This is a genomic window from Lysinibacillus sp. NPDC096212 (assembly GCF_044763105.1).
Classification (GTDB): Bacteria; Bacillota; Bacilli; order Bacillales_A; family Planococcaceae; genus Lysinibacillus.
This window is the reverse complement of the sequence record NZ_JBIWFQ010000011.1, coordinates 96,432-117,856: the sequence shown is the minus strand read 5'-3', so window position 1 is coordinate 117,856 and position 21,425 is coordinate 96,432. Positions and strand designations below refer to the sequence as shown.

Genomic DNA, 21,425 nt, shown 5'->3' with positions numbered 1-21,425 from the left:
AACGGAAATCAACCCTCGTTATGATATTGCGCCATTAAATTGAAAAATTTCTATTTTTACATATAAACAGAAATTTCAGAAAATATATTGAATTATGAAAATATTTATGCTACTGTATGTAACATGAAAATGAAGTTTAAACTTCAAAAACTAAAATAAAAAGGATGTACTTCTTTGATGGATAATCAAACAATTCAACAAGTCATTCAACATAAATATCAGGAGCTTTCGAAGAGTCAGCAAAAGGTAGCGATCTTTATCCTCAAAAATTTGCAGACTGTTGGTGTTCATTCAGCTTCTTATGTGGGGGAAAAGGCGGGGGTAAGTGAAACGACGGTTATCCGTTTTTGCTACGCTATAGGATTATCGGGTTATGCTGAGTTGCAGCGGGAGATTACGATGCATCTATTCAATGAAGGCCACACTAGTAGCTTGCACAATTATTTGCAATCAAAGCAGGTACTTTTTGAAACCCCACGTTTTTATGAAAAAACGATGGAAAAGGATGCATCGAGTATTTTAAATGTTGCTAAGAACATTAACGAGGAAGATTTTAATCGTGCTTCTAACCTGCTACATACAAAGAAAAAAATCTATATTGCTGGGAATGGTTCTTCCCATTTAGCGGCACAATGGTTGTATTTTACGTTAAATATGCTACGTCCTAACGTAATGCTTTTAGATTTTGAAACTAGTGAAATCATTAGAGCTTTACAAGAAATCAATGAGGATAGTGTGGTCATTATTTTATCGTTCCATCGCTATTTTAAAGAGCCGATTCAATTTGCAGCAGAAATTCAAGAAAAAAATTGCGAGATTATTGGTATTACAGATTCTAAAATTGCACCTATTACGCAATATGCGACGATTACCTTTGTGAATGAACAACAGGAAATGTCTACGATTGACGCAATGCCAGCACTGATTTCATTTTTAAATACACTGATTGCAGGTATGACAGCACAAGATCACGACTATTATGAAAATCAACGCGTAAAATATGATGATTTCCAAAATAGCTTTTTAGCAAATCGATGGAGTTGAATACAATGAATCAAGTTTTACAAAACTTACAGCCGAGATTGGCTGATATTTTTACACATCTTCATGAGCATCCGGAAATTAGCTGGCAGGAAAAGAAGACAACGCAATACATCGCCAATTTATTGAAGGAGGCACAGATGGAGCCTCAGTTGTTCGAGGATATGACGGGACTGTATGTCGATATTGGGGAAGGGATACCGAAAGTCGGATTTCGTACGGATATTGATGCTTTATGGCAGGAAGTAGATGGTGAATTTAAGGCTAATCATTCCTGTGGTCATGACGGCCACATGACGATGGCTATTGGGACGGCACTAGTGTTAAAGGATATGGAGCAATCACTCCCTGGCGCAGTACGTATTCTTTTTCAGCCTGCTGAAGAAAAAGCACAGGGCGCTCGCGCATTCGTTGAGAAGGGGCTTATCGATCATTTAGAATACTTATTTGGTGTCCATGTTCGTCCGTTAAAAGAATTGCGGGACGGAACATATGCCCCAGCATTGTACCACGGTGCTGCAAAGCTTTTTACTGGGACAGTTCTTGGGGAAGAGGCACATGGCGCACGACCTGAACTCGGCATTAATGCCATTGAAGTAGGGGCAGCGATTGTCGAAGGTTTACAAAAAATCTGGACAGACCCCAATGTCTCTGCGTCAGTCAAAATGACACAATTTAATGCAGGAGGAACCTCGACGAATATTATTCCGGGGAAAGCAACATTTAGCATCGATGCACGAGCACAAACAAATGAAGTAATGAAAGCTCTCACGGAAGGTATTGAACGTGTAAAAGCATCGGTAGAAGTGATGTATGGTGCGAAAATTTCCTTACATGTAGATGCACATATTGTTGCAGCATTAGTGAATGATGAGGCATCACAACATATGAATTCGGCTATTGTTGACGTAGTTGGTGAAAAAGCATGTGCTTCACCAGTCGTCACTCCTGGAGGAGAGGATTTTCATTTTTATACGTATGAACGTCCGAACCTTAAAGCAACAATGCTTGGCTTAGGTTGTGGTGTAACACCGGGATTACATCATCCGAAAATGACTTTTAATCGAGAGCGACTTATTACCGGAGTGAACATTATCACGAGAGCTATTTTAAGAGCTTTATAGAATATGAGATAAAGAATAGAAAGAAGTGATAGCGATGATTGACATAAGGGAAATAAAGACAATCGAACAGCTGGAGCAAGTTCAGCAATTGGAATATAAAGTTTGGGGCATGCCTTCAATTCCCATTCATCAAACTTTAACAGCTGTGAAAAATGGCGGTATCGTTGTTGGTGCCTTTGATGGTGATCAATTAGTTGGCTTTAGCTATGGCTTTTCGGGGTTTCGAGAGGGCAAAAGCTATTTATGTTCCCATATGTTGGGGATAGACGAAAATTACCGCTCCCAAGGGATAGGTGAACAATTAAAATATGCCCAGCAAGCTATTGCTATTGAACGAGGCTATGATTTAATGGTGTGGACCTTTGATCCGCTGGAAACACGAAATGGTTTTCTCAATCTGTCCAAATTAAATGGTATTTGTTATACGTATATAGAAAATTGCTACGGTGAAATGCAGGATGGCTTAAATAAGGGACTGCCTTCAGATCGTTTTGAGGTGTGCTGGTATATCACCTCTGATTACGTAAGTAAAAGTGTTTCAATAGATGCAACTGATGCCATACCAGTGGCAAGTTGTGTACTAAATGAACAAGGATTCCCACACTTAGATATAACTGAAGATTTAAAATATAAAGAAAATCTATATACATTGCCTGTGCCGAAGGATTTTCAAGCATTGAAGCTGCAAGACCCGACATTAGCATTGGAATGGCGTTTCAAAACGCGACATATTTTACAGCGATTATTTGCACAAGGTTATGCTGCAGTTCAATTGCAGCAGCAAGAAAATTACAACGAGTATGTCCTCGTAAAATTAGAAACTTTAAGTCTGGAAGGAGCAAATTAATATGAAAATTAAAGAAATTACAATTCGACATTTAAAGATGAAATTAAAAGAACCATTTACAACTAGCTTTGGCACATTCGATGATAAAGATTTTTTAGTTTTAGAGGCCAAGGATGAGGCAGGGACAATCGGTTGGGGAGAATCTGTAGCGTTCCATTCACCGTGGTACAACGAGGAAACATTGCAAACGAATTGGCATATGCTAGAAGATTTTTTAATTCCTCTTATTTTAAATAAAGAGCTTCAGCATCCAGATGAGGTCAATGAACTATTTAAACCGATTCGTAAAAATAATATGGCGAAATCAACGATAGAAGGTGCTATTTGGGATATTTATGCCCAACAGACGAATCAATCTCTCGCGGCGGCACTTGGTGGCAAGAAGGACAATATTGAGGTAGGGATCAGTATCGGTATTCAACAATCAATCGAGGATTTAGTAGCGGTAGTAGATGGCTTTGTGAATGAAGGCTATAAACGAATGAAAATCAAAATTAAGCCAGGTTGGGATGTGGCAGTAATGCGTACATTACGTGAAACGTTCCCTGATGTGGCGTTTATGGCGGATGCGAACTCAGCTTATCGTCTCACAGATGCTGAAACACTCAAACAGCTAGATGCATTTAATTTAACAATGATCGAGCAGCCATTGGCGTCGGATGACATCATTGACCACGCTGCATTACAAAAGTTAATCGAGACGCCAATCTGCTTAGACGAAAGTATCCATTCATTAGAAGATGCACGTAAAGCTGTTGAGTTAGGCAGTACTAAAATTATTAATATAAAAATTGGACGTGTTGGTGGCTTAACAGAAGCGAAGAAAATACATGATTATTGTGAAGCAAATAACATCCCGGTCTGGTGTGGCGGCATGCTGGAGTCTGGTATTGGTCGTGCACATAATGTGGCATTAACTACATTATCGAATTTTATTTTACCTGGAGATACTGCAGGCTCAAGCCGTTATTGGGAAAAAGATATCATTGATCCAGAAGTTATAGTGAAGGACGGTTATATTGAAGTTCCGCAAAAAGCGGGGATCGGCTATGAAGTGAATAGGGAGACAATCGATTTATTCACAGTAGCGCAGAAAACATATAAATAACGTGGCTTGAGTAGTACAAGAATGATATTTCGTTAGGAAGCCTATGAAAATAATTGATTAGAAAAAGCAGGTGTTCTATGAAAAAAAGTTGGCAGATAGGTGGCGCATTTGTAGGATTAATCGTTGGTGCTGGCTTTGCATCAGGACAAGAAATTATGCAATACTTTACGAGCTTCGGTCTTTACGGCATAGCTGGGGGAATTGTCGCAACAATCGCATTTGCCTTTTTAGGGATGAGTCTAGCGCAATTAGGAGCAGATTCGCAAACGACCTCTCATAAAGAGGTTATCTATCAAATTGGGGGACGTTATGTAGGGGTACTATTAGATATTGTCATTACATTCTTCTTATTTGGTGTTGCGGTTGTTATGTTTGCTGGATCGGGGTCAACATTCGAGCAAATGTTTAATATAAATCCGATGATTGGCAGTATTTTTATGGTAATCATTACGATTTTAACATTGCTATTAAATGTAAAAAATATTATTAATATAATAGCTTTAGTGACACCATATTTAATGGGGATCGTTTTTATTATTTTAATTTACTCCATTTTCACAATGGACTTAACCATCGCAGAACAGAATGTGTTAGCGCAAGAGCAAACATCTGCGGCTTCAAATTGGATATTGGGGGCACTTCTCTATGTATCTTATAACATAGCTGCTGGTACTGCGATGTTAATTGTTATGGGGGGAACAGTAAAAGAGCGCAAGATTGCTGGTTTAGGCGGTCTTCTTGGGGGTTTAATGCTCGGTGTCTTAATCATACTAATTAATATCGCTATGTTCGTTAAAATGGACGTAGTTGGTGGGGCAGCAATGCCGACATTAGAGCTAGCAAAACAAATTCATCCTGTAGTGGGTATCTTAATGTCCATTGCTTTATTAGGCATGATGTACAATACAGCTGTAGGGATGCTTTATGCGTTTGCAGTACGTTTTATAGCACCTGATCATAAATATTTTAAAATAGGTATCGTGGTGATTGGTTTAATAGGCTTTGTCGCGAGTTTAGTAGGGTTCACGACATTAGTTGGGAAGGTTTATTCAACAATGGGGTATTTAGGCTTTGCATTAATTATTGCAATCATCATCTCGTGGTTACGTAAAATACCAAAAGCTTCATAATCATGTTTTTGGGATTCTCTAGTGTTTTTATACAGCGCTAGGGAATTTTTTTGGATTTTAGTAATGAAAACAAGTTGGAAATCATACAGTAATTGTATGTTTGCGTATCTTCATTCAGCAAGTGTTTTATGTAATGTAAGTAAAACGGCAGTTACAAATCTCTCTTGTACCGAAAGCAAAGCGCCAGCTACAAATGTTTTCTGCAGCGACAGCTACAATTACACCGAGGCGAAATTGATTTGTGGATATTTAAAAAATTCTGCTTTATGTAAAATAAATTCTCGTAATTTTAAATAAAATCTATCTCGATGCTAGACACTAATTTTTGTGAATGCTATATTAATGGTGTCATAGTTTTTTTATAATTAAGAAAAATCAGGTTTATTCACAAGGAGATGGCATGGCATTTTGCTAAAACATATGCCATGTGCGTAAGTTGATTGGAGTGGAGGCTGGGCGGCTCATCGGACGCCTCCAGGAAGCTCTGTGCGAAAGCAAAGCGTCAGCTACAAAGCGCCCAGCAGGAACGGAAATCAACCACACATTATGGTGATGACCCAAAACTTTTTCTAATTATAAAGAGTGATGGAGTAAAGAGTTATAAAGAAGGATGATAGATGCCTATGGTAAAGAAAACGTTAAAACAACGCATTGTTGACGCTTCTGTAGTGCTATTTCAGCAAGATGGCTATCACAATGTAACTGTTGATCGCATTGTTGAATACATCGGTGCATCAAAGGGTGGATTTTATCATAATTTTAAATCGAAAGATGAATTGTTGTATGAAATTCACGATGTATTTATTTCGTATGTTATTAAACAGTCGCAGGAGGCATATGACAAATACGATACACCGATTACACGTTTATGTGCGATGCTACAAACACTGACCCAAGTATTTGATGTGTATCAAGCACATATTACTGTTTTTTATGAGGAAAGCCGTTCATTGCCAGAGGAATATAGTGAAATTATTCATAAAAAACGAGATCAATATCGGGATATTTTACAAAAAGTCATAGAGGAAGGCCAGCAAACAAAGGATTTTCGTACAGAACTACCTTGTACTATTGTAACGATGGCTATTGTTGGGATGATTAACTGGACATACAAATGGTTTAAGCAATCAGGTCCATTAACAATGGAGGAAATTACAGAAGTCTTTACGGATATGGTATTGCGTGCGATTGTCACTGAACAAGCAATGGAAGAAGCAGTTCAATTTATGGTTAAGGAGAAGCCAGCAGCGAAGGAAGAGACTGGTTTTATTAATATTTAAAACAAACCGACTAGTCGGTATTTATTTATTGCAACTGACATCTGAACGAAATCCGCTATGGCACATTAAACATTAGGGGGACTGGGGATGAACTTTGAACTAACGAAAGAGCAAGCAATGATTCGAGACATGGTACGTGATTTTGCTGAAAATGAAATTAAACCGTATGCTCGTGAGGTTGACGAGACATCGACGATGAGAATAGAGAGCTTTGAAAAGATGGCAGAGCTAGGCTTATTAGGTATTCCGTTTCCTGAAGAGTATGGCGGTTCAGGCGGAGATACTGTTTCTTACGCACTTGCTGTTGAAGAAATCGGTCGTGCGTGTGGCGGCACAGGATTAAGCTATGCAGCAGCAGTTAGCCTAGGTGCTTCGCCTATTTATAATTTCGGTACAGAGGAGCAAAAGCAGGAATGGCTTGTTCCGTTAGCGAAGGGAGAAACATTAGGTTCGTTTGGTCTAACAGAGCCCAATGCAGGTTCAGATGCTGGTGGGACACGTACAACAGCCGTAATTGATGGTGATGATTACATCATTAATGGTGAAAAATGCTGGATCACAAATGCTGGCCATGCACGTCAAATTATTGTGACTGCAGTGACAGGTAAACGTGAAGATGGTAAAAAAATTATCTCAGCTATCATTGTGCCAACTAATACTCCTGGCGTAACGATCAACTGCAATTACGACAAAATGGGCGTACGTGGTTCCAATACATGTGAGATTATTTTGCAAAATGTTCGTGTACCAAGGGCTAATCTTTTAGGGGATGAAAAACGCGGATTTAGCCAATTTTTAAATACTTTAGACGGAGGGCGTATTTCCATTGCTGCATTATCTGTAGGAATTGCACAGGCAGCTTATGAGAAATCATTAAAATACGCAAAAGAACGTGAACAATTTGGTGCACCCATTTCAAAACTACAGGCAATACAATTTAAATTGGCCGATATGGCAATGGAGATAGAGCTTGCACGTACGTTAGTACATAAGGCGGCATGGCTTAAAGATCAAAAGAAACCGTTCGGTAAGGAAGCGGCAATGGCAAAATTATTTGCTTCTGAAATGGGCTTCCGGACTTGTAATCAAGCCATTCAAATTCATGGCGGTTCAGGTTATATGAAAGAATACGACGTAGAGCGTCATCTGCGTGACATTAAGTTAATGGAAATCGGTGAGGGAACGTCTGAAATTCAACGTCTCGTTATTTCTCGTTTAATTGGCTGTTAATTTCTTAAATAGCATAAAAGGAGGATTTTCATGGCAGAACTTGTGTATCAAACTATTGGTCAATTGCTAGACGAACAATCGGAAAAATATCCACAGCGGGAAGCATTAGTGTATGCAGACAGGAATTTACGAATGACCTACGAGGAGCTCAATCGGCAAAGTCGTTTAGTAGCTAGAGGGTTAATGGCTCTTGGAATAGAGAAGGGCGAGCATATTGCAGTATGGACGACCAATGTCCCGGAATGGGTACAGCTGCAATTTGGTACAGGTAAAATGGGTGCTCCAATCGTCACTGTCAACACGAATTATCGCTCAAGCGAGTTGGAATATTTATTGAAGCAATCCGATGCAAAAACGATTATTTTAATTGAAAATTATCGAGACCATTCTTTTATGAATACACTGCAAGAGTTATGTCCAGAGCTTGAACATTGTGAACCGGGTAATTTGCAATCAAAGCGACTGCCTTTATTGAAAAATGTTATTTTAATTGGCGAGACAAAATACCCCGGAGTGCTAAACTGGTCTGATGTGTTATCGGCTGCAAAGCAAATAACGGAGGAGCAATTAGATCAAAGGCAGCAAGAGCTTCATTATGATGATGTTATTAATGTTCAATATACTTCGGGAACAACAGGTTTTCCAAAAGGTGTTATGTTAACGCATTATAACTTAGTTAATAATGCGATTAATATTGCAGAATGTATGGGTTTAACATACGAAGATCGCTTATGCATCCCTGTTCCATTCTTCCATTGCTTTGGCTGTGTAATTGGCACATTAGCGATTACGACTAGTGGCGGGACGATGGTACCAGTGCAGGAATTTTCACCTACTGAAGTGCTACAAACAGTTGAAAAAGAGAAATGTACAGCGTTACATGGTGTACCAACGATGTTCATTAGCGAACTTAATTTACCGAATTTTTCGTCTTTCGATCTATCAACGTTACGCACTGGAGTAATGGCAGGCTCTAATTGTCCTATTGAGGTGATGAAAGCCGTGATCGACAAAATGGGAATGAAGGATGTTACGATCTGTTACGGACAAACAGAATCCTCACCTGTTATTACACAAACGAGAGCAGATGACCCGCTATTGTTAAAGGTAGAAACTGTTGGCCGTGCATTGCCGAATCTGGAAGTTAAAATCGTCGTTCCTGGTACAGACGAAGAAGCTGCGCAAAATGAGCAAGGGGAGCTATGTACGAGAGGCTACCACGTCATGAAAGGCTACTATAAAAACCAAGAAGAAACGCTTCTTGCAATTGATGGGGCTGGTTGGCTGCATACCGGGGATTTGGCAACGATGGATGAGGCGGGCTATGTACGTGTAACAGGGCGTTTAAAAGATATGATTATTCGCGGCGGTGAAAATATATCTCCTCGAGAAATTGAAGAATTCCTTTACACACACCCGAAAATTGCAGATGTACAGGTTGCAGGTGTTCCTGATCCTGTTTATGGAGAGGAAGCGGCAGCTTGGATCATTTTGCGTGAAGAAGAGCAGGCAACAGAGGAAGAAATTCGAGATTATTGTCGGGATAAAATCTCTAGACATAAAATACCACGACATATTTTCTTTATCGACGACTATCCGATGACTGCATCAGGAAAAGTTCAAAAGTATAGATTACGAGAGAGTTTTGTTCCAGCAGTGAAGTAAGAAGGGGGCCGGTGTTATGTTCAAAAAGGTTTTAATTGCAAATCGTGGGGAGATAGCAAGGCGTGTTATTAGAACATGCAAACGACTAAATGTCCTAACAGTTGCGGTGTATTCCGAGGCAGACGCTGAAAGCTTACATGTTAAGGAAGCGGATGAGGCGTTCTGTATCGGAAAACCACCTGTTGCACAAAGTTATTTAAATATTGATCGTATTCTTGAAGTAGCGAAGGAAAGCGGTGCTGAAGCTGTTCATCCAGGCTATGGCTTATTATCAGAAAACGCTGAGTTTGCTAAACGTTGTACAGAGGCGGGCTTAGTTTTTATTGGGCCAAGCGCGGACGTGATTGCTTCGATGGGGAGTAAATTAGAAGCCCGAAAAACAATGAAGGCAGCAGGTGTACCAATTGTTGAAGGCGTAGAGACACCGGTGAAAGATGTAACAGAAGCTATTGAAATTGCTGCCCGTCTAGGCTATCCGATTATGTTAAAAGCTTCTGCTGGCGGCGGGGGTATCGGAATGCAGCTCGTAGAAAATGCAGAAGAATTGGCAAAAGCCTTTGAAGGAAATCAAAAGCGTGCACAGTCATTCTTTGGTGATGGCACGATGTATATGGAACGATTTATTGCTAATCCTCATCACGTCGAGGTACAAATTATTGCGGATCATGATGGCAATGTCGTACCACTATTTGAACGGGAGTGCTCGATTCAACGTAGAAATCAAAAAGTAGTTGAGGAAGCACCATCTCCTTTCATTTCTGAAGCAACAAGAAAAAGTATGTTAGATGCTTCAGTCAAGGCAGTTCAGCATATTGGATATGTGAATGCTGGAACGATTGAGTATTTAGTAGATGCGGAGCAAAACTTTTATTTTTTAGAGATGAATACACGCTTACAAGTGGAACATCCGGTGACTGAGGAAATTACGAAACTGGATCTTGTAGAGGAGCAATTAAAGATTGCGGCAAAACAACCATTAGCATTTACGCGCGATAGTATTCAAAGAAAAGGGCATGCGATTGAAGTACGCATCTACGCCGAAAATCCTTCGACCTTTTTCCCTTCTCCAGGCACAATCACGGCTTTTGAATTACCAACAGGTGAAGGTATTCGCCATGAATGTGGCGTAGAGGCTGGCACTTCGGTAACACCTTTTTACGATCCGATGATTAGCAAATTAGTAGTGTGGGGAGAAACACGAGCAATTGCGTGTGAACGACTTATCGAGGCGCTTAAAGCGTATAAAGTAGAAGGAATTCAAACAAATATTCCAATGCTACTGAAAACAGTCACACATGAACAATTTTTAAAGGGCTATACAACAACTAAATTTGTAGAAGAATATTATCTACCACAATTAGCAGAGACAAAATAAATTAAAGCATTCGCACTTAAATATTAGTGCGAATGCGCTAGACGTACATTCATACATTTGGAGGGATTTACAATGGCAACAGTTAAAGCGAGCATGGCAGGAACAGTATGGAAAATCGTTGTAGCAGAGGGCGAGAAAGTGACAGCAGGACAAGATGTGGCAATTTTAGAGTCGATGAAAATGGAGATTCCTATTGCAGCAGAAGAAGATGGCGTGGTCACAAAAATCATTGCGAACGAAGGGGATTTCATTAACGTTGATGATGATATTTTAGAAATCGAATAAGGAGGTTTCTTTATGCAGCTACCAAAGCATGTCACGTTAAAGGAAGTGGGTCCTCGTGACGGTTTGCAAAATGAGAAAACGCATCTTGCAACTGCCGATAAAGTACAGTTAGTGAATTTACTTAGTCAAACTGGATTGAATTATATCGAGGTAACTTCTTTTGTGCATCCGAAGTGGATTCCACAGCTGGCTGATGCAGTGGAGGTGCTTCAAGCCATTAAACGCCAAAAAGATATCACGTATGCGGCACTAGTACCGAACATGCGTGGATTAGAACGTGCATTGCAGGCTGAAGTAGATGAAGTGAGCGTGTTTATGTCGGCAAGTGAAAGCCATAATCAAAGTAATATTAATAAATCGATTAATGAAACATTTCCGATATTACAGGAAGTTGTGGTAGGGGCAAAGGCAGCGCATAAAAATGTACGAGGCTATATCTCAACGGTAATTGGGTGCCCGTATGAAGGCTACATACAACCAGAAAAGGTTTTACGAGTAACAGAAAAATTATTAGAAATGGGTGTCGATGAAATTTCGCTGGGTGACACGATTGGTGTTGGTGTACCGACACAGGTGGAAAGTCTTTTAGAAGAATTGCTAAAAAGATACCCTGCGGAAAATTTCGCGATGCATTTTCATGATACACGTGGCACAGCACTAGCGAATATTGTTCAATCTTTAAAAATGGGAATTACGAAGTTTGATAGTGCGCTTGGTGGACTTGGTGGCTGTCCGTATGCCAAAGGAGCATCAGGTAATGTAGCTACGGAAGATTTACTGTATTTATTAGATGAAATGGGTATTAAAACGGGTGTAGAGCTGAATAAAGTGCTAGAGGCTGCGCTATTTATTGAACAGAAACTAGGGAAAGCAGTTGCCTCTAAACAAATGGCGATTGCCCGTAATGAAAGGAGTGCGAGTCAATTATGACGCAACTCGTTCGTTTTGAATTATTAGATGGTTGCATTGGGCTTATTACACTTTCAAGACCTGAAGCTGCGAATGCAATGTCAGTACAACTTCTCCAAGAACTTAGCACGACTCTCGACAACATAAACGGTGACCCGGCCGTGCGAGTTGTCTTACTAACAGGAGCAGGGGAAAAAGCTTTTTGCGCAGGAGCAGATTTAAAAGAGCGTAAAGGGATGCCAGACCGACAAGTAAAGCAGATTGTGCAATTAATCGGGGCGACGGTAGCAAAGGTAGAAGCACTCGCTCAACCAGTTATCGCCGTACTAAATGGTGTTGCTTTTGGTGGCGGACTCGAACTAGCGTTAGCCTGTGATTTACGTCTTGCAGCTGCACATGCAAAGATTGGCCTTACGGAAACATCTCTCGGCATCATCCCAGGGGCAGGAGGCACGCAACGACTTCCACGACTAATTGGCATTGGAAAAGCGAAGGAATTAATTTATACAGCACGTCGATTAAATGCAGAGGAAGCGAGAAGCTACGGTATTGTGGAGTATGTTCATGAGGGGCATGAAGTACTTGAAAAGGCGCAGCAGCTTGCACTCGAAATGGCAAAGAATGCTCCACTTTCTTTAGTTCAGGCGAAAATCGCCATGAATCAAGGGGTTGAAGTAGATTTAGCTACGGGTTTAAAAATCGAATCACTTGCATATAATGCTCTGATTCCTACTGAAGATCGATTAGAGGGCTTACTCGCTTTCCAAGAAAAGCGAACACCGCAATACTTAGGGAAGTAAAGACTCTGATGAAGGATTTTGAATGGTTTTAAAGTAGGATTTTAAAAACAATAAAATCTATGCTCATCATCAAAAAGTTGTGGATATATTTTTTAAAAGTATGCCACATGTATAAGTTGATTGGAGTGGAGGCTGGCGACTCCTTGGGGATCAACGTCACAGATGAGACCCTGGAGCGAGCCCCGCGAGTGAAGCGGCTCATCGGACGCCCCCAGGAAAGCGTCCAGCCGTAACGGAAATCAACCCCACGCTAGGGTGATGAACCGATTATTGTAATGTAAGGAAGAAGTTATACGAAGTGCTATCGCAATTATGTTAAGGCGTAACCGAATGGGCAAAAGGAGGAATTAAATATGAGCAATGTACCGACAGAAAATACGACTAAAACAATGAAGGAACAAATTTTAGCAGGTGGTCTACCAAAATATCACGATAAAAATGCGCAGCAAGGAAAACTATTTGTACGTGAACGACTCGAATTATTATTAGATGATGGGCTGCAATCAGAGGATGGCTTGTACGCAAACTGCTTAGCTGGTGACTTACCGGCAGATGGCGTTGTAACAGGAATCGGTAAAATCCATGGCCGTACTGTTTGTGTATTAGCAAACGATTCGACGATTAAAGCTGGCTCTTGGGGTAAACGTACAGTAGAAAAAATGATTCGTATTCAAGAAACAGCCGAAAAGCTAAATTGCCCATTACTGTATCTAGTCGATTCGGCAGGTGCACGTATTACTGACCAATTAGAAATGTTTCCTGGTCGAAGAGGAGCAGGACGCATTTTCTATAATCAGGTAAAGCTTTCAGGTAAAATCCCTCAAATATGTTTACTGTTTGGACCTTCTGCAGCAGGAGGTGCCTATATCCCTGCATTCTGCGATATTGTGGTCATGGTAGAGGGCAATGCATCGATGTATTTAGGATCCCCGCGTATGGCGGAAATGGTTATTGGTGAGAAGGTAGATTTGGAAACGATGGGTGGAGCGAAAATGCACTGTTCTGTTTCCGGTTGCGGAGATGTACTTGCTAAAAGCGAGCAGGAAGCAATTGCCTATGCTCGTAAATATTTGAGCTACTTCCCGAATAATTATGCAGAGCGCGGTAAGGTAGAGGCTCCAAAGCCACCAGCTTCATTTGATAAATCGATTGAAGAGCTAATACCAAAAAATCAAAACGTTCCTTTTGATATGTATAAACTAATTGAACGTATTATTGATGAAGATTCGTTTTGTGAAGTGAAAAAATTATTCGCTCCAGAATTAATTACTGGATTAGGGCGCATTAATGGGCAATCCGTTGGAATTATCGCCAATCAACCGCGCGTAAAGGGTGGCGTTTTGTTCCATGATTCAGCTGATAAAGCAGCAAAGTTCATTTCTCTTTGTGATGCTTTCAATATTCCGCTTCTTTTCCTTGCAGATGTACCAGGCTTTATGATTGGTACGCAAGTTGAAAAAGCTGGGATTATACGCCATGGTGCGAAAATGATTTTTGCCATGAGTGAGGCGACTGTCCCTAAATTAACGGTCATTGTTCGTAAGGCATATGGTGCAGGGCTGTATGCAATGGCAGGTCCGGCTTTTGAGCCAGACTGCTGTATTGCGCTTTCCAACGCACAAATTGCTGTAATGGGCCCGGAGGCAGCGGTCAACGCAGTATATGCAAATAAAATTGCTGAACTTCCAAAAGAGGAGCAAGCGAGCTTTATTGCAGAGAAACGCAAGGAATATCAAGAGGAAATCGATGTTTATCGTCTAGCTTCAGAGCTAATCATTGACGATGTTATTGAGCCAAATGATTTAAGAAAAGCACTTGAATCACGTTTAGAGCTGTATATGTCGAAGTACTTATTATTCTCAGAACGTAAGCACGGAGTAAATCCAGTATAAAGTCTGAAAGAATGCTGTCTCAGTTAAATTGAGGCAGCTTTTTTTGTTCATCTGAGGGGGTATTTTGTTAAAATTTGTTTATTTGTCTTTCTAATTGAACCTGGACAAACGTATAGTATAGGGGGAAAAAGTACTCCTAATATGCTAGTATGCTTTAAAACGCTTTACCCATCTTATTATTACCACTTGCTTGGGGAAGTGGAGCATATTAAAATGATGAGAGGATATAGGGAAGTAGGTGGTATAGGCATGACAAAAAATAATATACAGGGTAGTGCCAAGCTACCATTACCTTATCGTTCATTGATAGATACATATTATTTACCAATCAAGGTAACAGGTTGGATATTTTTTTGTATTTATTCCGTTATAGCTTTTTATAAACTGGTCATTGATCGTCTTGTGAATGTAATCATTATTTTATTAAATGGCGAATATTCCCTAAATGAATTAGGGCTGTTTGATTATAGTGACTGGCGTTTAACCACAAATTTTATTCCCTTTGATACAATTCTTCGCTATATAAATTACTCTCAGTATTTTAATTTGGATATCATTATTATTAATTTACTAGGCAATTTATTAATATTTACCCCAATGGGCTTTTTACTTCCGTTATTATCAAAAAAGTTTCGTAAAGCTCGGACAGTTATTTGGGCAGGCTTTTTCTCTAGTCTAGCGGTAGAAACTATCCAGTTTATTTTTACAGTTGGGTCGGCAGATATTGATGATTTAATTTTAAATACACTCGGAGCATGGCTTGGTTACTTAGCCTATAAAAGTATACTTATTAAACCTAAAAAAGATAGATAGAAACAAACAGTCCTTGCTGAGGGGCTGTTTTTTTAGTGGTGAATTAACACCATTTATAAAGTGGTAACAGTAATAATTTTTATTGAAATTATATATTACAGTAATAAATGAACGAAAAAACGAATTTGATGATAGGTCTTTGTGCTTGTTTTATCGAAAATGGATTATTCCTTTAGGAGCTTAGTATTAATTTGTTCTTGAATTTGGTAAAGAAAATTCCGATAATTAGTGTACAGAAACTATTAGAGAAGAGATTATCATATCTATTATTTAACTTGCATATTAAATAAGAAAGCCGAGGTGAATTTATATGAAACTATCAAGTTTAATAGAACAAGAAAGAATTACATCACAGTATAATCGTAAAAAGATTTTACAGCGAAAACAAGCGGGTGATGCATATCGAAAAAACTCACTGTATTTTCAGCCAAAGAAAAATCCGTTATTGCTTGAGCTAGAAAATTTACTTTTAGGGCATACAGATCAAGAACTCTATGAGCAACAAAAAGAGGAAGCAAACGAAGTCACGCCTCAACAGCAAGCAATCATTCAAGATTTGCAACAAACGAAAAAGAATGTGCTCGCTCATGAGCAAACGCAAAAGCCTGAAGCTCTTGAAAATTCACAGTTAGAGCATGTAGATGAGGAGACGTTACAAATTTTAGATCAGGTGAGGAATACAGCGCTAGCACCCGCGCAGCCATCACCACAAGATTTTCGTGTAGCGGCAAGTGCAAATGCTCAAATACAACAAATGCAAGCACAATTAAATGGCCAAGAGCTAGATGAAAGTGATCTAGATGAGCCTACTTTTGTACGTGAAGTAATTGAAGTTAAAGTACCAGAACGTTTTTCGAAGGAATTGAAATTGGATCCATTTGCAGATACAATTTTCGGTAAGAGTTATGCAGAGGCATATAAGGCGCGAACATTTAAATACGCTTCTGAAAAATATGCTACTCATATACAAATGGCGAAAGATGGCTATCCACCAGGAAGTGACTCTATGTTCTCCATGATAGCCTAATGCTGCAGATGGGAGTTTTTTAACATGGCTAAGGCAAAGCATGCAAAAACGAATGCTATAAGATTGTTGGAGCAACAAAAAATACAGTTCGAAGTAATTGAATATGAGACTGGTGACGGCCAAGTTGACGGAATTTCGGTTGCTGAAAAAATTGGTCACCCAGTTTCTCGCGTTTTCAAAACATTAGTAGCAAAGGCAAGTGCACAAAAGCTTTTTGTATTTGTTATCCCTGTAGCAGATGAGCTTGATTTAAAAGCTGCTGCAAAGGTTGTAGGCGAGAAGAAAATCGACATGCTCCCTGTCAAGGAGTTGCTCAGCTATACAGGCTATGTACGAGGCGGATGCTCTCCAATCGGGATGAAAAAGCTTTATCCAACTGTCATCGACGCGTCGGCTCAAGAGCAAGGAAGTATTATTGTAAGTGCCGGGAAAATCGGCATGCAAATCCATGTACAACTAGATGATTTAGTCGCTGCAACAAAGGCAAAGCTCGCACCAATTATCACTACCCAAGAATGATATGCTGGGTAGTTTTTTTATTTAAGTTGTCAGGAAGTAAGAGTAGGATTTTTGTAGAAAATAGGGTGCTGTTAGAGCAATATCATACATAGAGAGAAGGATATGAAATGAGGAAAATTACGGGGTGGCGTTGGACGTTTTTTATTGGTGGCTTAATAGTGATGTCGCTTGGAATTACAATGTCCATTAAAGGGAAAATCGTAGGAACGAGCCCTTGGGATGTGTTGCATGTGGGTTTATTTCAGAATTTGGGTTTATCAATTGGTACATGGTCTATTTTAACAGGGCTTTTAATTGTTATTTCAACTTCAATTGTTTTAAGAGAATGGCCAAAAATCGGGACATGGCTCAATATGCTACTTATCGGATCTTTTATAGATGTTTTTAATTGGCTATTGCCGTCAACAAATATTTATGGCATACAGATAACTTATTTTGTGGTAGGTTTATTTGTTTTAAGTTTTGGCTGTGGTATGTATATTGCTCCGAATATGGGGGCAGGTCCTCGGGATACATTAATGATGATTCTTGTTGAAAAATTTGGAGGAACGATTAAAACAGCACGAATGGGTATCGAGGTGCTTGTAACAATTCTTGGCTGGTTACTCGGAGGTCCTGTTGGCGTTGGCACTGTGATGATTGCTTTAACATCAGGCTATATTGTGCAATATTCGTTACCTTATTGTCGAAAGGTATTGATGAAGTGTATTGGTAATATAGAGGGCATGAAGCCATTCTATTAAATAAGAAGCTACTTTTATTTGTAAAAAATAAAAGTAGCTCTTCATTTTTTTTAAGGTTCCTTCATATAATGCAAGGCATAAGATAAAGGGGGATCGAAATTGAACGGAAATGTGACCTACTATTATGGACACGCACTGACTGGGCAAGGAATTAAACATTTATATAAAGAAATGATGGATGAGGCTGAATTAGTTTATATTTTGCAGGGTGCACCGACGTTTAAAGGATCAGAGCTTCTTAAAGAGCTTGGGTATTTTTATGTGAAGCAAGGCTTTGCAGTGGAGTGGTTCAAGCATGCTTTGCTGGAGGATATTGTTGAGGCAGTGTATGTTCAAGGATGTAATCGACTATTTGTATGGTCATCGGGGTGGGGGATTGAACCGGTTTTCCTTGGAACAAAGCATCGGGTGATGTCATTTTATGATTGCTTAGAAGAAATTCAGCTTGAAAGGGTCGGCGAACAGCTCGCTGATGCAATGACGGAACGAGAGTCATGGTGTGAGAAGTGTATTTCGAAGCTTAATAATGCTATAAAGATCCATGATGATTGGGAAGTAGTCACTCAGAGTTGTATGAACTGGCAGGCGTTGAATGATCAGGTTGAAAATTTAAAGACAGATGTTTTCCAATCAATCATCTTAAACAAAACAGGAATGCGCACCCATCGCTTACTCGGAACATTAACACCGAGAGGCGCCGAAAATACAGTAGATAGCATAACAAAAAATGTATCTAAAAGATTGATGATCAAAGGGAAGCCAGGTACAGGTAAATCTTCTTTAATGAAAGGTTTAGCAGACGAAGCAAATGCAAGAGGACTCGATGCACAAATTATTTGGTGTGGCTTGGATTCAAACTCGGTTGACATGGTTATTATCCCGGAATTGAATTTCTGTATTTTTGATAGTACAGAGCCTCATATCTTTGACCCACAGGACGGAAGACTAGGGGATGAAATTTTCGATATAGGGAAACATTGCGCAATTTCACAGGAAGCAGAAGTTCGAATTGAAGATATTCGGGCAAAGTATAAAGAGGCGATGCAGGATGCAATGGGTTATTCGAAGCGTTACGCAGAAGCGGAGTATACTGTCCGTCGATTATTAGATAATTGTATATCATCATCCCTTTGGCGAGAAAAAACTGCCCCACTATTCGAAAGATTAACAAAGTAATTTTTCTAATAGTATGCTTGTGCTACACTAGGAACTAGAATAGTGTTCCTAGGAAAGGATGATACGCTTGTCAAAAGTATTGAATGCATTTTTAGATGAAAACCTAAAAGCCTTACACGATCAAGGCTTATATAATGAAATTGATCCAGTAGAGGGAGCAAACGGACCAATTATTCAGGTACGTAGCAAAAATCTAATTAATCTATCATCAAACAACTATCTTGGCTTAGCAACGAATGCAGAGTTAAAGCGTATTGCTAAAGAAACAATTGAGACATACGGTGTAGGAGCTGGAGCAGTTCGTACAATTAATGGCACACTTGATTTACATGTAAAATTAGAGGAAAAGCTTGCTGAATTTAAAGGTACAGAAGCAGCGATCTCTTACCAATCAGGTTTTAACTGTAATATGGCAGCTATTTCAGCTGTTATGGATAAAAATGATGCGATTCTTTCAGACCAATTAAACCATGCATCGATTATTGATGGCTGTCGTTTATCACGTGCGAAAATCATTGCCTTTAATCACTCAGATATGGACGATTTACGTGCGAAGGCAAAGGAAGCAAAAGAATCAGGCTTATACAATAAAGTCATGGTCATTACTGATGGTGTATTCTCAATGGACGGTGATATTGCAAAATTACCAGAAATCGTTGAGATTGCGAAAGAGTTTGATTTAATAACATACGTCGATGATGCACACGGATCAGGCGTAACAGGTAAAGGAAAGGGTACTGTGAAGCATTTCGGTTTAGAAAAAGAAATTGACTTCCAAATTGGTACACTTTCTAAAGCAATTGGTGTTGTTGGTGGATATGTAGCAGGTAAGAAAAATTTAATTGACTGGCTAAAAGTACGTTCTCGTCCATTTTTATTCTCAACAGCATTACCACCAGGTGATGTAGCAGCAATTACAGCAGCAGTACAAATGCTGATTGACTCAACAGAGCTTCACGATAAGTTGTGGAAAAATGGCGATTATTTAAAAGCGGGTCTTGCTAAGCTAGGCTTTAATATCGGTGCATCTGAAACACCAATTACACCATGTATTATTGGTGATGAAAAGCTTACGCAGGAATTTTCACGTCGCCTATTTGAAGAGGGCGTCTACGCTAAATCAATCGTTTTCCCAACGGTTCCAAAAGGCACAGGACGTGTTCGTAACATGCCTACAGCGGCACATACAAAAGAAATGCTGGACGACGCTCTAGCAATCTATGAAAAAGTCGGTCGTGAGCTAGGCGTTATTCAATAAGAAATGGGGCTGCCTCAATTGTGAGGTAGCCCTTTTTTAGATTCAGACGGATAGAAAGGTCGAAGTGATGGATAGAAGATGGAGCGACGGATAGAAGAGGCGAAGTGACGGATAGAAGGACCAAAGTGACGGAAAGAAGGACTAAAGCGACGGAAAGGACCAGCGAAGAGACGGATAGAAGATTGGGGCGACGGAAAGAAGAGCCAAGGTGATCAAAGCGACGGAAAGCGCCCTCCAAAGTGACAGGTAGAAGACAGAGCGACGGAAAGAACCATCGAAGTGACGGATAGAAGGGCCAAAGTGACGGAAAGCACCGGCGAAGTGATCGAAAGAATGGTCAAAGCGACGGATAGAATCGTCAAAGTCGTGGATAAAGCAGCCGAAATCGTGGATAGAAACGTCAAAATCGTGGATAGCCCCTACAGAGTGATGGAAAGAAGAGTCGAAGAGACGGAAAGAAGAGCCAAAGCGACGGAAAGAAGAGCCAAAGCGACGGAAAGAAACGTCAAAGCGACGGAAAGCACCCTCGAAGTGACGGATATAAGACAGAGTGACGGATAGAAAGGCCGAAGTGACGGAAAGAAGAGCCAAAGCGACGGAAAGAAACGTCAAAGCGACGGAAAGCACCCCCGAAGAGACGGATACAAGACAGAGCGACGGATAGAAAGGCCGAAGTGACGGAAAGAAACGTCAAAGCGACGGAAAGCACCCTCGAAGTGACGGAAAGAAGAGCCAAAGCGACGGAAAGAAACGTCAAAGCGACGGAAAGCACCCTCGAAGAGACGGATACAAGACAGAGTGACGGATAGAAAGGCCGAAGTGACGGAAAGAAGAGCCAAAGTGACGGAAAGAAACGTCAAAGCGACGGAAAGCTACCCTGAAGAGACGGATAGAAGACAGAGCGACGGAAAGAACCGTCAAAGTCGTGGATAGAACAGCCGAAATCGTGGATAGCCCCGCCAAAGTCGTGGATAGAACAGCCAAAATCATGGATAGCCCCGACAGAGTGATGGAAAGAAGAGCCAAAGTGACGGAAAGCCACCGCGAAGAGACGGATAGAAGACAGAGCGACGGAAAGAACCGTCAAAGTCGTGGATAGAACAGCCAAAATCGTGGATAGCCCCGCCAAAGTCGTGGATAGAACAGCCAAAATCATGGATAGCCCCGACAGAGTGATGGAAAGAAGAGCCAAAGTGACGGAAA

General features: G+C 40.2%; 21 protein-coding genes. 19 read left to right on the top strand and 2 right to left on the bottom strand.

Translation table 11 applies throughout. The features are described 5' to 3' along the window. Nucleotides 1-177: 177 nt before the first annotated feature. From ACIQ7T_RS12930 to ACIQ7T_RS12840, 19 genes are all read left to right on the top strand, one after another. A complete protein-coding gene (locus ACIQ7T_RS12930; protein WP_402870856.1) occupies nucleotides 178-1,044 on the top strand; it encodes a MurR/RpiR family transcriptional regulator in 867 nt (288 codons plus the stop codon). Between the two features lie 5 nt (nucleotides 1,045-1,049). Next, nucleotides 1,050-2,165: a M20 peptidase aminoacylase family protein gene (locus ACIQ7T_RS12925; RefSeq protein WP_402870810.1), complete on the top strand. Its 1,116-nt coding sequence runs from the start codon at nucleotides 1,050-1,052 to the stop codon at nucleotides 2,163-2,165. A gap of 34 nt (nucleotides 2,166-2,199) precedes the next feature. Continuing rightward, nucleotides 2,200-3,012 carry a GNAT family N-acetyltransferase gene (locus ACIQ7T_RS12920; RefSeq protein ID WP_402870807.1) on the top strand — a complete coding sequence of 271 codons (813 nt, stop codon included), beginning with the start codon at nucleotides 2,200-2,202 and terminating at the stop codon, nucleotides 3,010-3,012. A gap of 1 nt (nucleotide 3,013) precedes the next feature. Further along, nucleotides 3,014-4,120, top strand: a complete 1,107-nt coding sequence (gene menC, locus ACIQ7T_RS12915; RefSeq protein WP_402870805.1) for an o-succinylbenzoate synthase — start codon at nucleotides 3,014-3,016, stop codon at nucleotides 4,118-4,120. Nucleotides 4,121-4,197: 77 nt separating this feature from the next. Next, nucleotides 4,198-5,250, top strand: a complete 1,053-nt coding sequence (locus tag ACIQ7T_RS12910) for a YkvI family membrane protein (protein WP_370082475.1) — start codon at nucleotides 4,198-4,200, stop codon at nucleotides 5,248-5,250. Between the two features lie 623 nt (nucleotides 5,251-5,873). Further along, a complete protein-coding gene (locus tag ACIQ7T_RS12905) occupies nucleotides 5,874-6,530 on the top strand; it encodes a TetR/AcrR family transcriptional regulator (RefSeq protein WP_370082530.1) in 657 nt (218 codons plus the stop codon). A gap of 87 nt (nucleotides 6,531-6,617) precedes the next feature. Continuing rightward, the gene (locus ACIQ7T_RS12900; protein WP_370082471.1) at nucleotides 6,618-7,760 is read left to right on the top strand and encodes an acyl-CoA dehydrogenase; all 1,143 of its coding nucleotides are present in this window, start codon (nucleotides 6,618-6,620) and stop codon (nucleotides 7,758-7,760) included. Between the two features lie 30 nt (nucleotides 7,761-7,790). Next, nucleotides 7,791-9,425 (top strand): AMP-binding protein, encoded by a 1,635-nt coding sequence (locus tag ACIQ7T_RS12895; RefSeq protein ID WP_370082470.1) that lies wholly within the window; start codon nucleotides 7,791-7,793, stop codon nucleotides 9,423-9,425. Nucleotides 9,426-9,441: 16 nt separating this feature from the next. After that, a complete protein-coding gene (locus ACIQ7T_RS12890) occupies nucleotides 9,442-10,800 on the top strand; it encodes an acetyl-CoA carboxylase biotin carboxylase subunit (protein WP_370082468.1) in 1,359 nt (452 codons plus the stop codon). 72 nt (nucleotides 10,801-10,872) lie between these two features. After that, the gene (locus ACIQ7T_RS12885) at nucleotides 10,873-11,085 is read left to right on the top strand and encodes an acetyl-CoA carboxylase biotin carboxyl carrier protein subunit (protein ID WP_031418413.1); all 213 of its coding nucleotides are present in this window, start codon (nucleotides 10,873-10,875) and stop codon (nucleotides 11,083-11,085) included. A 12-nt stretch (nucleotides 11,086-11,097) separates the two neighbouring features. Then, complete coding sequence (locus ACIQ7T_RS12880; protein ID WP_370082466.1) at nucleotides 11,098-12,015, top strand: hydroxymethylglutaryl-CoA lyase; 918 nt, start codon at nucleotides 11,098-11,100, stop codon at nucleotides 12,013-12,015. Next, on the top strand, nucleotides 12,012-12,794 hold the full coding sequence (locus tag ACIQ7T_RS12875; protein WP_370082464.1) for an enoyl-CoA hydratase: 783 nt from the start codon (nucleotides 12,012-12,014) through the stop codon (nucleotides 12,792-12,794). The genes ACIQ7T_RS12880 and ACIQ7T_RS12875 overlap by 4 nt, the downstream gene beginning before the upstream one ends. A gap of 353 nt (nucleotides 12,795-13,147) precedes the next feature. Further along, the gene (locus ACIQ7T_RS12870) at nucleotides 13,148-14,686 is read left to right on the top strand and encodes an acyl-CoA carboxylase subunit beta (RefSeq protein WP_370082462.1); all 1,539 of its coding nucleotides are present in this window, start codon (nucleotides 13,148-13,150) and stop codon (nucleotides 14,684-14,686) included. 249 nt (nucleotides 14,687-14,935) lie between these two features. Next, entirely contained in the window at nucleotides 14,936-15,499 is a 564-nt protein-coding gene (locus tag ACIQ7T_RS12865) for a VanZ family protein (RefSeq protein WP_370082460.1), read from the top strand. Between the two features lie 310 nt (nucleotides 15,500-15,809). After that, nucleotides 15,810-16,526, top strand: a complete 717-nt coding sequence (locus ACIQ7T_RS12860; protein ID WP_370082458.1) for a hypothetical protein — start codon at nucleotides 15,810-15,812, stop codon at nucleotides 16,524-16,526. A 24-nt stretch (nucleotides 16,527-16,550) separates the two neighbouring features. Further along, nucleotides 16,551-17,045: a Cys-tRNA(Pro) deacylase gene (ybaK, locus tag ACIQ7T_RS12855; RefSeq protein ID WP_370082455.1), complete on the top strand. Its 495-nt coding sequence runs from the start codon at nucleotides 16,551-16,553 to the stop codon at nucleotides 17,043-17,045. A gap of 107 nt (nucleotides 17,046-17,152) precedes the next feature. Next, nucleotides 17,153-17,788: a YczE/YyaS/YitT family protein gene (locus ACIQ7T_RS12850; RefSeq protein WP_370082453.1), complete on the top strand. Its 636-nt coding sequence runs from the start codon at nucleotides 17,153-17,155 to the stop codon at nucleotides 17,786-17,788. Between the two features lie 99 nt (nucleotides 17,789-17,887). Next, on the top strand, nucleotides 17,888-18,964 hold the full coding sequence (locus ACIQ7T_RS12845) for a nucleotide kinase (RefSeq protein ID WP_402870795.1): 1,077 nt from the start codon (nucleotides 17,888-17,890) through the stop codon (nucleotides 18,962-18,964). Between the two features lie 58 nt (nucleotides 18,965-19,022). Continuing rightward, entirely contained in the window at nucleotides 19,023-20,222 is a 1,200-nt protein-coding gene (locus ACIQ7T_RS12840) for a glycine C-acetyltransferase (RefSeq protein ID WP_370082449.1), read from the top strand. 141 nt (nucleotides 20,223-20,363) lie between these two features. On the opposite strand, the gene ACIQ7T_RS12835 is transcribed toward ACIQ7T_RS12840, so the two are convergent. Together ACIQ7T_RS12835 and ACIQ7T_RS12830 are read right to left on the bottom strand one after the other, a co-directional pair. After that, on the bottom strand, nucleotides 20,364-20,834 hold the full coding sequence (locus ACIQ7T_RS12835) for a hypothetical protein (RefSeq protein ID WP_402870792.1): 471 nt from the start codon (nucleotides 20,832-20,834) through the stop codon (nucleotides 20,364-20,366). 244 nt (nucleotides 20,835-21,078) lie between these two features. Next, a partial coding sequence (locus tag ACIQ7T_RS12830; RefSeq protein WP_402870789.1) for a hypothetical protein occupies nucleotides 21,079-21,425 on the bottom strand: 347 nt, incomplete at its 5' end.

What these genes read in the sequence shown, in the direction of transcription:
- ACIQ7T_RS12930 (WP_402870856.1), top strand. Translation starts at nt 178, where the DNA reads ATGGATAATCAAACAATTCAACAAGTCATTCAACATAAATATCAGGAG.
- ACIQ7T_RS12925 (WP_402870810.1), top strand. Translation starts at nt 1,050, where the DNA reads ATGAATCAAGTTTTACAAAACTTACAGCCGAGATTGGCTGATATTTTT.
- ACIQ7T_RS12920 (WP_402870807.1), top strand. Translation starts at nt 2,200, where the DNA reads ATGATTGACATAAGGGAAATAAAGACAATCGAACAGCTGGAGCAAGTT.
- menC (WP_402870805.1), top strand. Translation starts at nt 3,014, where the DNA reads ATGAAAATTAAAGAAATTACAATTCGACATTTAAAGATGAAATTAAAA.
- ACIQ7T_RS12910 (WP_370082475.1), top strand. Translation starts at nt 4,198, where the DNA reads ATGAAAAAAAGTTGGCAGATAGGTGGCGCATTTGTAGGATTAATCGTT.
- ACIQ7T_RS12905 (WP_370082530.1), top strand. Translation starts at nt 5,874, where the DNA reads ATGGTAAAGAAAACGTTAAAACAACGCATTGTTGACGCTTCTGTAGTG.
- ACIQ7T_RS12900 (WP_370082471.1), top strand. Translation starts at nt 6,618, where the DNA reads ATGAACTTTGAACTAACGAAAGAGCAAGCAATGATTCGAGACATGGTA.
- ACIQ7T_RS12895 (WP_370082470.1), top strand. Translation starts at nt 7,791, where the DNA reads ATGGCAGAACTTGTGTATCAAACTATTGGTCAATTGCTAGACGAACAA.
- ACIQ7T_RS12890 (WP_370082468.1), top strand. Translation starts at nt 9,442, where the DNA reads ATGTTCAAAAAGGTTTTAATTGCAAATCGTGGGGAGATAGCAAGGCGT.
- ACIQ7T_RS12885 (WP_031418413.1), top strand. Translation starts at nt 10,873, where the DNA reads ATGGCAACAGTTAAAGCGAGCATGGCAGGAACAGTATGGAAAATCGTT.
- ACIQ7T_RS12880 (WP_370082466.1), top strand. Translation starts at nt 11,098, where the DNA reads ATGCAGCTACCAAAGCATGTCACGTTAAAGGAAGTGGGTCCTCGTGAC.
- ACIQ7T_RS12875 (WP_370082464.1), top strand. Translation starts at nt 12,012, where the DNA reads ATGACGCAACTCGTTCGTTTTGAATTATTAGATGGTTGCATTGGGCTT.
- ACIQ7T_RS12870 (WP_370082462.1), top strand. Translation starts at nt 13,148, where the DNA reads ATGAGCAATGTACCGACAGAAAATACGACTAAAACAATGAAGGAACAA.
- ACIQ7T_RS12865 (WP_370082460.1), top strand. Translation starts at nt 14,936, where the DNA reads ATGACAAAAAATAATATACAGGGTAGTGCCAAGCTACCATTACCTTAT.
- ACIQ7T_RS12860 (WP_370082458.1), top strand. Translation starts at nt 15,810, where the DNA reads ATGAAACTATCAAGTTTAATAGAACAAGAAAGAATTACATCACAGTAT.
- ybaK (WP_370082455.1), top strand. Translation starts at nt 16,551, where the DNA reads ATGGCTAAGGCAAAGCATGCAAAAACGAATGCTATAAGATTGTTGGAG.
- ACIQ7T_RS12850 (WP_370082453.1), top strand. Translation starts at nt 17,153, where the DNA reads ATGAGGAAAATTACGGGGTGGCGTTGGACGTTTTTTATTGGTGGCTTA.
- ACIQ7T_RS12840 (WP_370082449.1), top strand. Translation starts at nt 19,023, where the DNA reads ATGATACGCTTGTCAAAAGTATTGAATGCATTTTTAGATGAAAACCTA.